This window comes from Pontibacter rugosus, assembly GCF_042678745.1.
GTDB lineage: Bacteria > Bacteroidota > Bacteroidia > Cytophagales > Hymenobacteraceae > Pontibacter > Pontibacter rugosus.
The window spans coordinates 1-13,018 of sequence record NZ_JBHTLD010000147.1 but is presented as its reverse complement, the minus strand read 5'-3'; the positions used below and the strand labels follow the sequence as shown (position 1 = coordinate 13,018).

6 protein-coding genes are annotated in these 13,018 nt (G+C 49.2%); 1 reads left to right on the top strand and 5 read right to left on the bottom strand.

What is annotated here, in order from left to right:
- The first annotated feature begins 254 nt into the window (after positions 1-254).
- Positions 255-1,655 (top strand): M20/M25/M40 family metallo-hydrolase, encoded by a 1,401-nt coding sequence (locus ACFQ2O_RS14885; protein WP_377529153.1) that lies wholly within the window; start codon positions 255-257, stop codon positions 1,653-1,655.
- A 530-nt stretch (positions 1,656-2,185) separates the two neighbouring features.
- Here ACFQ2O_RS14885 and ACFQ2O_RS14880 read toward each other — a convergent pair.
- The 5 genes from ACFQ2O_RS14880 to ACFQ2O_RS14860 form a co-directional block, all read right to left on the bottom strand.
- The gene (locus ACFQ2O_RS14880) at positions 2,186-3,403 is read right to left on the bottom strand and encodes an S-adenosylmethionine:tRNA ribosyltransferase-isomerase (RefSeq protein ID WP_377529149.1); all 1,218 of its coding nucleotides are present in this window, start codon (positions 3,401-3,403) and stop codon (positions 2,186-2,188) included.
- A 31-nt stretch (positions 3,404-3,434) separates the two neighbouring features.
- The gene (locus ACFQ2O_RS14875; protein ID WP_377529144.1) at positions 3,435-3,839 is read right to left on the bottom strand and encodes a DUF2721 domain-containing protein; all 405 of its coding nucleotides are present in this window, start codon (positions 3,837-3,839) and stop codon (positions 3,435-3,437) included.
- Positions 3,840-3,845: 6 nt separating this feature from the next.
- On the bottom strand, positions 3,846-4,388 hold the full coding sequence (locus tag ACFQ2O_RS14870) for a hypothetical protein (protein WP_377529140.1): 543 nt from the start codon (positions 4,386-4,388) through the stop codon (positions 3,846-3,848).
- A 194-nt stretch (positions 4,389-4,582) separates the two neighbouring features.
- On the bottom strand, positions 4,583-5,581 hold the full coding sequence (locus ACFQ2O_RS14865) for a PorP/SprF family type IX secretion system membrane protein (protein ID WP_377529137.1): 999 nt from the start codon (positions 5,579-5,581) through the stop codon (positions 4,583-4,585).
- 12 nt (positions 5,582-5,593) lie between these two features.
- Entirely contained in the window at positions 5,594-12,907 is a 7,314-nt protein-coding gene (locus ACFQ2O_RS14860) for an Ig-like domain-containing protein (protein ID WP_377529133.1), read from the bottom strand.
- Between the last annotated feature and the right edge of the window lie 111 nt (positions 12,908-13,018).

Sequence of the window (13,018 nt, the reverse complement as noted above, 5' to 3'; positions counted from 1 at the left end):
CACGCGGTAACTCCTCAGGGGTTTATCTTGAAACTAGTCCTCTTTGTTTTTGCCTACACCATCAATAAATGTATATAATCGCAACTTGAGTTAATTAAGCAGCGGCTACTGAAGTCACAAGCGTCCGCTTGCGGCAGTATTATAATTATCCGGCACGTTGCCAGCCATACTTACAGCTAAGTCACAGCAGACTTTGCGCAAAAATCCTTAACTTAAAGCCTTCAATAAAAATAGGACATCACCTCTAAACACTAATGCTGAACAAAAAGAACCTACGCCACCTGATGGTAGCGGCGGCCACGGCACTAACCTTGCCAGCCATGGCGCAGCAGAACTACAAGCAGGATTCTGTTACCATCAAAAAAATCTACGACAATGCCCTTACCAGCACCAAAAGCTACGAAGATCTGCGCTACCTCACCAAGAACATTGGCGCACGCTTAAGCGGATCTCCACAAGCCGCAGCGGCAGTAGAGTGGAGTCGCCAGGTAATGGAGAAAATGAACCTGGATACAGTATACCTGCAGGAAGTAATGGTGCCGCATTGGGTACGTGGCGATAAAGAGGTCGGGCGTATACTTAACTCGAAGCTTCTAGGATCTGTTGATGCAAATATTGCCGCATTAGGTGGCTCTGTAGGCACTGGTAAACAAGGTCTGAGTGCAGAAGTGGTAGAAGTGAAAAGCTTTGAGGAACTTGAGAAGCTAGGCAAGAAAAAGGTTAAGGGCAAAATTGTGTTCTTCAATCGCCCATTTGATAACACAGAACTTGTAACGGGGGCAGCCTATAGCGGCGCCGTTGACCAACGTGGTGGCGGGCCTGCTGCGGCAGCCAAGTTAGGTGCCGTAGGCGTGCTGGTGCGCTCCATGACCAATGACATACAGGATGTGCCACATACAGGGGCTACACGTTATCAGGACGGCGTAGAGAAAATTCCGGCGGCGGCTATCAGTACAAAAGATGCGGAGCAGTTGAGTAGCCTGTTGAAGGATGATGCAAACCTGAAGTTCTACATGCGCATGACTTCAGAGACTTTGCCTGATGTGCTTTCTTACAACGTGATCGGAGAGCTCAAAGGAACGCAGAAGCCGGATGAAATTATCGTAGTTGGCGGCCACCTGGATTCCTGGGATATTGGAGAAGGCGCACATGATGATGGTACGGGTTGTATGCAATCTATAGAAGTGCTGCGCCTGTTTAACGAGTTAGGCATCAAACCGAAGCGTACGGTACGTGCAGTGCTGTTTATGAACGAGGAGAATGGATTGCGTGGGGGCCTTAAGTATGCTGAACTGGCAAAGGCAAGAGGAGAGAAACATATTGCTGCCATTGAGTCGGATGCTGGTGGCTTTACGCCGCGTGGCTTTGGCTTGGATGGCACAAAATCCCAACTGCAGACCGTGCTAAACTGGAAGCCTTTGCTGGCACCATACGGCCTGCACGAAATAGCACCGGGCTATGGCGGAGCTGATATCGGCCCACTGAAAGGACAAGGCTCTGTGGCTTTGATTGGTTTTAAACCAGACTCCCAGCGCTACTTCGACTATCACCATACTATGATAGATACTTTTGAGCAGGTTAACCGCCGCGAAATGCAGTTAGGAGCTGCCTCTATGGCTTCATTGGCATACTTGCTTTCTGAGTACGGGTTGTAAGTTGAAAACTTAGGATAAGATCAGAAAGGCCGCTCTTGCTTGAATCAAGGGCGGCCTTTCTGTTTGTAGCTGTCTACAAGGTTAGCCTTAAGGAAAATCCTGTTCAAGCTGCATCAGCTTTGTCTATCTAACTTGTTCCCAGTGCTTGGGTGGGGGGAGGCGACATGGAAATGAGCGGCAGCTAGACAAGTAGTTTGCTTTAAGTAGCGGTATCCAGATATAATAGTAGTACGGTTGAGCCAGTAGAGATGGAAGCTCTACACCATAAAAAGCACTAGCTGCAAGCTAGCGCCAGCGTGTGAGTTTTTAAGAATCGTGCATGCAAGTATGGAAGAAGTAAACGTGAATCTCATGCAATGCCAGGCACCAGTGGACGCTTGCGTCAGTCGTAAAAGTAGTAGTAGCATAAGTCTCTGGGATTCCTAAAGATCCTGATGTCTAAGCTCTCGTGCTGCTAAGTACTTTACCAAGATTCTTTCAGAATGACACGGAAAGTATTCATTCATTCAAAATTCAGTTATTCAAAATTGTTAAGCTGGCAGTAGCAGCGAGCTATCACCGTAGCTTAAAAAGCGGTAGTCGTTTGCAAGCGCATGCTGGTATACTTTTCGCCAATCTTCCCCGATAAGGGCAGAAACCAAAAGCAACAGCGTGCTCTCCGGCTGGTGAAAGTTTGTCACCAAGCCTTTGCATACACGGAAAGTATAGCCTGGGGCAATAATGATTTGTGTGCTGGCGTGCAGGTAATCTGTTTTTTGCCGCTCCATGTAAGCGAGCAAACCTGTTAAGGCTTCTGAGGCAACAGGCTGGTTTATACTTTCGTAGGCTTGCCACTGCGTTACGTGCAGTTCCTGCATAGGCAAGCCCGGCTGGTCCAGCACTTTGGCACCCAGCCAGTAAAGACTTTCAAGAGAGCGCATGCTGGTTGTGCCTACTGGTATAACCGGATTGTCTTGTTGCTGTATCAGGCGCTGCAACAGCGGCTTTGTGATGTACAACTGCTCTGCATGCATTTCGTGCTCCTCCATCACATCAGCTTTCACAGGCTTAAAGGTGCCTGCTCCTACGTGCAGCGTCAGGTAAGTCGTATCCATGCCTGCTGCGGTCAGCTGCTCCATCACACGTTCTGTAAAATGTAAGCCTGCTGTTGGGGCAGCTACGGCACCTTGCTCTGCCGCATATATAGTCTGGTAGCGGGTATGATCATCAGGGGTAAGCTCTCGGTTGAGGTAAGGGGGGAGTGGCAATCGGCCACAGCGTTCCAGTACCTCAGCGAATGTAAGTTCGGCAGGTTCCCACGTGAAACGTATCAGAAAATGCCCATCCTGCTGCGCCTCCCGCTCTGCCTGTACTATACCTCCTTCAAAGTATAGCTTTACAGGACCGCTTTTCCAGCGCTTGTTATTGCCTACCAAACATTTCCAGGTGCAGCTGCCTGTCTGCTGCATGGCTAGTTGTACTTCGCGGTGCGGGGCCACAGGCTCCAGGCAAAAAATCTCTACCACACCGCCCGTCTCTTTTTGAAAAAGTAGCCTGGCCTGCACTACTTTGGTATTGTTAAAAACCAACAGCGTATTAGCAGGAAGCAAGGCAGGAAGATCTGTAAAAGTATGATTTGCTATCTGGTTGTGGCGGTAAAGCAACAGCTTAGACTGGTCGCGCTCTGGTAGCGGAAACTTTGCAATACGCTCGTCCGGCAAGTCGTAAACAAAATCCTTTATCGCCAGTTTCTTCGGGTTAGTAGGCATGCTTAAGCGGTAATAATTTCAGGATTAAAACTTAGTTAGCTTCATGCTTTCCTTGCATGTCATTCAGCTCAAGCTTCAGGGCATTAACAGATATTTGTATTTCGCGGATGGCAAGTCCGAGGGAAATGAGCATGAGCACCAGGCTTAGACCAAACACATACTGGCCTGCTATTTCGTAGCCGGCAAACAGCAGGAACATGCAAAGCACACAGCCAAACATACTGAAGGTGCCGAAAGCCTGCATGTTCCGGATAAGAATCAAGCGGGTGCGCAGGTTCTCTATCTGGTTATATACCATGTGATTCTGCGTGGTAGCGTAGCGGTCTTTCAGGCTGCGGATAAGGTTTGCCAAGCCCAGAAACCTGTTCGTAAAGGCTAATAATAGTAATGACAGCGCCGGAAACAACAAGGCAGGTGTTGTAAGCGTGATTTCCATGAGATCTTATAAGTTTTTTAGAAAGTCCTCGTCCAGCGGCTCAATGTCTTCGTCATCTGCTTCGCTGTGTTTAGCATTCCAATCTATTTCGGCCATCAATTCCAGCCCTTCCAATATCAGATCGTCAAGCTCTTCTTTAGTGCCGGCATCCAGTGTAAACTCAAACAGCTCCAGAATTCCTTCCCGCTGCGGGTTTACAAAAATCTCGTGATACAAATGATCAAAAGAGGCGATACGCTTCTGAATGATTTTGTCAATTTCGCGCGTATTCTTTGCCTTCAGAGCGTCTTTTAGCACCTCCAGCACTTCCTGACTTTTCTCGTTATCAGCCAGGCGCAGAAAAGCCTGCACAAAGGCAATGGCCATGCCTAAACGCAAGCGCTCAAACCTGAAACTCAGTTCATCGCGGTTGTTGCCTTTGGCAAATTTGGCTTCACGGAGAGCCCGCTCCAGCGCAAGGTATACTTCGGGTGCACCTTCCTCAAATACATTCGGTTCTTCTGTATCGAAGGCTGTCTGGAGTAGCAGTTCAAAGCTTTTGGCGCTCATAATCGTTTTTTCTCTTTTATCTTCTAAAAATCAGACTGCAAAGGTAAGGGATTCTTGGCAATCAGGAACATGTACGCCCGGGTAAGACGGAGATTTGGCTTACTTGCAGCCGAAGCGGGGGAAGTATAAAATGGAAGCAGCCGACGCATTTAGGTCGACTGCTTCCATTTTATACTTGTGCACAGCTGGCTAGGCTACCACATCCAGGTGGGGCAGATGATCTTGCCTCGGTTGTTAAGCTTGAATCCAACTGTCACTTCATGGGTACCGGCACTTACTTTGTTCAACTCTGAAGTAGCTACATCATAGGAGTATCCCACATCCAGCAGGTGGCTCACGTTTAAACCTGCCATTACAGCCATGGCATCCTGATGCCTGTACGATACGCCTGCCCAGATGCGCTGCGCATAAAGTGCGCGCAGGTTCACATCCACTGAAGGTGCTGTACTTTCGGTTACTTTCACCATAACAGACGGTATAAACGACAGAAACTTGTTAGGAGACAAGCGTATGCCAGCGGTGCCATATAAGTGCGGCTGCTGACGTAGGTGCGGATTTTTTGATGTGCCTGTAGGTTCAAAATCATCTCCATTGCGAAGCAGTTGCATGCCTGAGAGGCCCACGTAGAAATCCGGGCTGTACAACCAAAAGCCTAAACCTAAGTCAAATTTAGATGCATTGACCAGCTTGTTCAGGTAAGGGTCCCCGGCGTCAAAAACCAGTGCTTTCTGTGCATTAATGCTGAACTGAGAAAGTCCTGCTGTTACACCACTCGATAATGTCAGGTACTTGTTGAGAGGCTGGTGATAGGCGTAGCTGGCACTGAAGTTCGTTGTTTTCAGCAGGCCTGCCTCATCTACCTGCACAATGGCACCTACGCCATGGTGCGGAACTGCGCGTTTATACTTGTTTCGCTGCGAAAACCCATAACGCGATTTTGTTTCTTTAGGCGAATTGCTGCTAAAGTTCAGCGGTCCCTGGAGCGAGGCATAAAAGGTTTTAGGTGCACCCTCCAGCCCAGACCATTGGGTGCGGTAGCCCACACGTAAATCTCCGTAGCTTTCTATGCCACCTACTGCCGGGTTCGCCAGGTAATTGTTAGTAACATATTGGGTATACTGTGCCCGCTGCTGTGCAGTAGCCGCTCCCAATAGTACAAAGTATAGCAGCGTGCTTATTATGATTCTTTTCATGCTCTTCTGCTGTTATCTGATAAGCGTTACACTTCCTGAAATTGGTTCTTCCCCGTTGTTGAGGTAAATGATGTAGTAGTAAGCAGCCATTGGCAGGAGTTGCCCGTTGCGTGTACCGTCCCACTCCTGTAGCTCCGAGTATCCCTTAGATTCAAAAACTTTTTCACCCCAGCGCGAGAAAATTTCTACACGGCAATCAGGATAATTTTCGATGTGCATGATCTTAAAGCGATCGTTCTTGTTATCACCGTTCGGAGTGATGACATTGGCAGCCAATACTTTTGGAGAAACAGTTACTGTAACCTTCGCCGACGCTGTACAGCCTTCCGCGGTGGTAACTGTAACAGTATAAGTAGTTGTCTCTTTTGGAGATGCTTTTGGCGTAGCACTGGTCGGGTCGGTCAGGCCTGCTACAGGAGACCAGGAGTAACTCACGCCTCCTTTGGCCCAAAGCTCTACAGCCTTGCCTTCTACTACCGTTACGTCTTCGCTGGCTTCGGCTTTTGGCTCTACTATCTGCACCTTCACCTCAAAACGGCTTGAGCTCACGCAGTTGCTTTGGTTGGTTGCCTGCACGTAGAAGCTGGTGTTGTTGTATAGCTTAGCAGAAGTATAAGTAGTGCTTGTGCCTAACAGCTTGCCACCAGTTGGTGCGTCGTACCATTGCAGTACATCACCAGCTGCGGCTGCTTTAGCGGTTAAGGTAGCACTAGTTCCCAGGCATACTGTTACAGCCTCGGCTGTTGGGATATCAGGCTTCGGAGCAACTTCCAGCTTCACCACAGGGCTCTCGGATTCCTGGCAAGGCGCAGCGTAAACCATACGCTTGTACCAGGTGGTGCGCTCTACATTTCGTGGTTGATAATGCTGCGCTTTATTGTCTCCCGCAGCCGGTGCAAAGCCTATGCTCTCGCCCTGCACACTCGCCATCCACAAGTAAGTAGGGTTGCCGTTGCCACCAGTAGGGTTGGAGCCTTTCAACTCTGGTATAGCCTGGCCTACACATACAGCGGCAGGTTTTGTAACAATAAAGTTGTCTTTTACAGGCTGGTCTACCTGAATTCTTACTACGTTATCGTTGCCTGTTATCTCGCCGCATACTTTAGAGCGAACAATGCGCTTGAACCATGTGGTTCTGGTGAGCGCCTGAGGCTGGTAAGTAGCATCCACGGCACCAGAGATCGTTCTGTAGGTTACACCGTCAGTACTTTGCTGCCACACAAAGGTGTATGGCTCGCTTGTTCCGCCCAGCGTTTCGGAAGTGATGGGGGCTGGAATAGTGCCTGAACAGATGTGGTCGTTTGCAATGCTTATCTTGTTTACAGGCGGCGTCTGCACATTTACTTCTACAGCATCAGACTCGTTGGAGCAGCTAGCAGAGTATACTACCCGCTTGAACCACGTGCGCTTTGTCACGTTCTGCGGCGTATAGCTGTCTGCATTAGGTGCTCCGGTTATGATGGTAAAGTTGGTGCCATCTATGCTGCTCAGCCACTGGAAGGTGTAGGAATCAGCTCCTGCTCCGCCCGTAATGGTTTGTGTGCTGCCGATAATAGCTGCCGCGCTACCCTGGCATATTGTCTGTGAGTCACCGATACGGTTTACAATGGCTGGATAGAATTCTACTTTCACGGCATTGCTCCATCCATCCTGACAGGCGCTTCCGGTAACTTTCACTTTAAACCAAGTTGGCCTTGTGACAGCTGTTGGCAAGTACTCATTGGCTGTGGCTCCAGGAATAGAAGCATAAATGCCACCCTCTGTGTCGCTCTTCATCCATTGAATTTTGTTGCTGCTGCCACCACCAGCTAGGATAGTTACTGCCAGTTTGCTTAGAGGTGTGCCAAGGCACAGGCTTTGTGCTCCTGTAATCTGCACAGCAATCGGCTGCTGCACCTGTACTTCTACCGGAACCGAAACGCTCACACAATTGCCTGATTTAACGGTGCGACGGAACCAGCTACGCTCTACTATCGGAATAGTAAGCTTATCGCCTGCCTCACCTGTTAGGGTAAAGTAATTGGTGCCGTTTACACTTTGCTCCCACAGGTATTCGTAGCGTGTATTATCACCACCAGCAATAGTGGCAGTGCCGGAAAGAGTAACAGTTGTACCCACACAAACAGGAGCAACTGCCGCTAGTTGGTTACCCGTAATGGCTGGATTAACTTTTATAGTTAAAACATTACTCAACGTCTCGCTACAGCCGCCAGAACCAATCCAGCGGCGGTACTGCCAGGTACCGGCAGCAAGTCCATCTGTAGGTGTGTAATCTTCTGTGTTAGCGACTGTTCCCCAAGCCCCGCCGTTCAGGCTGCGTTCCCAGCGGTACGTATAGTTGCCGGGCTTACCACCAGAAACAGGGGTGGCGCTTACAAACTGTGCCGGTGCTTCGTTAACGCATAGCGTATTGCTGGCGGTTGTAATTCCATTCACCACCGTCGGTATCACAGAAACCAATATTTCATTGCTTTCGCTCGGGCTGCACAACCCTGCTGTTACAATTCTGCGGAAGTAAACAGCTTCTGTCAAGTTAAGCGCAGGGTCGTTAGGGATCGGAACGTAGTCTTTTCCTGTATTTGCACCCGGTGCCGGTTTGTAGTTGCCTGGTTCGCTCACCTTCGTCCACTGCCACAGGTAGGTTGGGCTTCCGTTTCCTCCTTGTACTTCTTCGCCAGTTATAGTACCCGGTTTCCCACCTATACATACTTCTGTTACACTGGTGCGGATGCTGTTATTGGTGATTGCTTTTTCTACCGTTACAAGTATGGTGTTAGACATACTTGAGCAGTTGCCTGAAATTATCTCACGCTGGAACCAGGTTGTTTCAAGAAGAGCAGCAGGAGTATAGTCTCGGTTTGTGCCGTTTACACTGATTGGCTGGAAACCTGTAGTAGCGCTGGTTGTGCTGGCATACCATTGGTAGCTGAAGCCAGTGCTGCCGTTGCCGGTCACAGTGCCGGGGCTGCCTCCGGCGCATATCGTTCCGCCGCCAGAGATGGTATTTCCAGCAATGGTGTTGGCTATGGAGATAGTTACACTGTTTGAGCGCTGCTCACAGTCACCTGATTCCACCACACGGCGATATGTAGTAGTCACAGATAGCGGTCCTGGGCTGTACGATGGCTCATTGTTACTACCAGGTGCAGCAGTAAAGGCAGAGCCACCGCTGCTGTATTCCCAGCGTATCTTGTAGCTATCTGGTCCGTTGCCACCACTAAGCATACCACCTATCGTACCCGGATCTTCGTTTTCGCAAATGGCTTTGTCAGCAGAAATGGTATTGGTAAGAACAGGTACTACTGTTATGTTTACTTCGGTGCGAGGGCTTGTACAACCTGTGGCGCTTTCAGCTTCTACATAAAAGGTTCTGCTGCGGGTTAAGTTCTGGCCGTAGTATGGCGCAGTACCAGTGTGTATCTGCACATTATTCTCATCATACCAATTATAAGAACCTCCCTGGCCTTGAGCCGTCAGCACAGTGCTTCCGCCGTAGCATACTTCCCTAATTCCTTGTACTGTTGGTGCCGCAGGTACTACCTCAACCACCACCCGAATTATAATAGACTCTTTCTTACAGGTGGAGGAGTATACTTCGCGCTTATACCAAGTGGTTTCCTGCATGTTCTGTGGGGTATAGGCTTGGTCAGTAGCGTTCTCTATCTTATCGAACCCGCTGGTGCTGTTGGTGGTGCTGGCATACCACTGGTACGTATAGGTGCCGGTGCCACCTGTTGGGGCATCTCCTGAAAGAGCGCCTGGAGAGCTGCCTTTGCATACAACTGGTTTAGGTGTGCTGATAATATCTCCACCCATCATGGCTGGGATTACCGTTACCGTTACAGCTGTGCGGCTGCTACTGACGCAGGCGCTGGCATTATCAAGTATGGCCTCTACTGCATAGTTGCTAGTGCTGGTAAGGATAGGCGTATCATAGGTATTGCCATTTTTTACCACGGCACCGCTGGCATCATACCATCTGTACTTCACGCCGTTTACCGGGTTTTCTACGGCAAGAGTTACTTTGCTACCGTAGCAAGCCTGCGTGTTCTGTACAACAGGTGCATCCGGCAGCGGTACTACTGTAATCTTCACTACATTGCTTATCACTTCTGCGCAAGGCTCTGAACTTACTTTGCGGCGATACCAGGTGTTGTTAGTAAATGTGCCAATAGGGGTGTAGTCCTGCAGCGTATTGTCGCCTGGTGCTGTCTGGTAAGTTGCTCCTTCGTCAGTACTGTACTCCCAGAAATAGGTATAGTTCGTGCCGTCGCCTCCTGTCGGGAGAGAGCCGCTCAAGGCAAGTACCGAGCTTCCGCTACACACTGTCTGCTCACCGCTGATGTTGTTGTTCGCTAAGGCAGGAGCTACATAAACAGTTACTGCTGTTTTAGGTCCTTCGCAACCCAAGGCGCTTTTAGAGGATACTAAGTATGTAGTGGTTTTATCCAGACCTGTCACGGTTAAAGCAGCGCCTTCCTGTAGCTGTACTCCAGCCTGTGTATACCAAGTATAGGTTCCTCCTGGTGCCGTAGCAGTCAGTATTGTGCCGCCACCGAAGCAAATCGTAGTGATTCCCTGCGCTGTTGGGGCCGCAGGTAATTCTTCTACATCAACTATGATGGTGTTGGATATTACTTCGCAGCTGCCTGAGCGAGCTATGCGCTTAAACTGTGTCTTCTGGGTAAGTGCAGGAGCTGTAAAGTTAGCTTCCGGACCATTGTATACTTCTACAAAATCACCGGAAGGGCTGCTGCTGTACCAGGTGTATGTGTAAGTGCCTGTGCCGCCAGTTGGAGCTGCCCCGGTAAGTTGACCCGGAGAGCTATTGTAGCATACAACAGAAGCAGGAGAGCTGATTTGAGTACCGCCTACAATGGCAGGAGTAACGGAAACGGTAACAACTGCTCGCTCTGGCTGCTGGCAGGCAGGTGTCGTAGCAGAAACAGCCTCAATATATAGTGTCGTGTTGTTTTTGACAGCAGTTAAGGTATGGCTTGTGCCGGTGGCTACAATATTACCACCTGCAGGTGCATCATACCAGGTATAGTTTACGTCTTGCTGCACATTGCTAATCTGTAAAGTAGCGCTCTGGTTGTAGCAAACGTTCTGGTTTTGCAGGACAGGCTTCTGTGGCGTAGGTATAACCTTTAGCTCTACCTCATTAGAAGTGACGGTTTGGCAGGGGTTATTAAAGACTTTTCTGCGGAACACAGTATTGGTGCTGCCAAGCGCTTGGATAGGGGTATAGTCTTTCTCCGTGTTGATGCCTGGCGCATTTGTAAAGTCTACGCCGTTGGTGCTAACCTCCCATAAGAAAGTATAAGGTGCGCCGCCGCCGCCTGCAGGTTGTCCGCCTATAAACTTGTCAGGCACGCTGCCTTGGCAGTATACCGTTTTGGTAGTGCTGATGGTATTGCCTGTTACGGCTGTAAGAGCTTTTACTACTACCTCTGTGCGTGGTAACACGCTCGCGCAGCCCTTATCGTTTACAGCCTCTACGTAAAACGTAGTTGTTTCTGCAGTAAGCGGATCTGGAGTGGTAAAAGAAACGCCGGTGCCTAACGCAGTGCCGCCTGCCGCCTGGTTGTACCAGCGGTAAGTTTCGCCTGCCACCGGAGATTTCACTGTAAGGGTGGGGCGGTCATTTAAACAAACAGTGAGCCCGTCAACTTCCGGTGCTGTAGGCATAGGATGTACCGTGACAGTTTGCGTTGCTGTGCTGGAACTGCCACATTCGTTCATGATGCTTACACGCACACGGTAAGTGCCTGTAGCAGGAAAATTTATTTTAGGCTCAACAGAGTTGCTGTTGGTGCCACCGCTAAAGCTGGCGCCATTGTCTACCGTCCAGGTATACTTTGAGATGGTGCCGTTGTTGGCGTTTATGTTCAGCGCATTGTTATAGTCAAGTATAAAAGAACCACAGTTCTGAGCAGTAGTGTTTTTGAACGCTACCGTTGGCGTGCCTTTAACAGTTACTTCCTTTGTGATTGAGTTTGTGCTACACCCGTTGCTGCTTTTTAGTGTGATGCTATACTTGCCTATTCTCTTTAGCAGGAACTGAGGAGTAGCGCTTGTGAGTGTACCGCTTACGATCGCATAATCATTTGGCTGTGCTGCATTGTTGTTGCCATACCTGATGCTCCACTCATGCGTCAGGTTATACCCTGTTGAGTTGTTAACAGTAGATACGAGCAGGTCTTCGCAACTGGTGCCTTTGTCCAGTGTGTAGTCAAAGGCTGCGTTGGCTGCTTCCCGTATCGTAATCTCTTTTACTACCTCATCCTGACCGCAACCTGCTGTAAAGGTGCTAAGTTTAATGCGGTACTTGCCAGCTTTGATGAATCTAAGCTTGATACCTGGAGCACTGCGTGAACCCTCTGCAAATACCCAGTCTATACCTTCCTGCCCGTCCAGTATCGACCAGTCGAAGGTGATAGGGCACAGGTCAGGGTTATTGGTAGAGTTGCCGAGCGTAACGGTGCCGCCGGCACAGTACAACGGGCCTCCGCTGATATTAAAATCAGCGTTTGTGCTTTTGTTGATAACAATACCCTCTACAGAGCCCGGTGTACGCATTTTGGTACTGCCGCATGGGTATTCTGCCACACCTGATATAGTGAAGTACTGGTTCGGCATATCGCAGGAGCTCTTCACGAAGGTGTGCGTTATCTTCTTCAGGGCCATCATCTGCTCATGTGTGTATACTTCTGGAGCAGAGCCATCATCAAAAGAGAAAGTATAAACAGTAGTCGGAGGGTTAGACTCGATAGCCGAAACCGGAAAGCTAAAGGTTACGGTTGGCGAAGTAGGCGTAAGGCAGGCGGTGGTGCTGCCAGGGTTACCTACGGCAAAGCCAGGGTTGCTTAGGTTAAATACCTGGTATTCTCTGCTGGTTTCACAGCCGCTGTTATCTGTTACGGTAAAGGTAAGGTTAAAGGCGCCACGCTTGGTGTAGGTGTGTACCACCTTGTCAAGCGTTGTAAAGGTCTGCACTGTGCTGCCATCACCCCAATCAATCTTATAACCGCTGTTCGTAGCTTTGGTGGTGGAGTTGTTCTGTACCTCCAAAGTATAAAGCGAACCTACAGAAGAACAGTTTTTGAAAGGTGAGCCAAACGGGCCCGCACCCGAATCGATCAGTGTGGCATCGGCCTGGCAGGCTGCATCTGCCGTAGGAGCTGTGCTGCTGAATACGCTGCTGTAAAAAATGGCTTTCTTCTTTTCTGCTACCTCGTCTGGCGCAATTTGCTGTTGCGTTGGCTCAGGCAGCTGCCCGGTTACCATAAGAAGTGCATAGAACAGCGGTAAAAGAATATTCATAGGCTGGGTATTAGCGTATCTTGCTTAACCATTACTGCACAATTTCTTTATTTGCAAAACCTTGTATAGTACTGGATGTTAAATTATTATTAGGATAATTTTTATATCAAT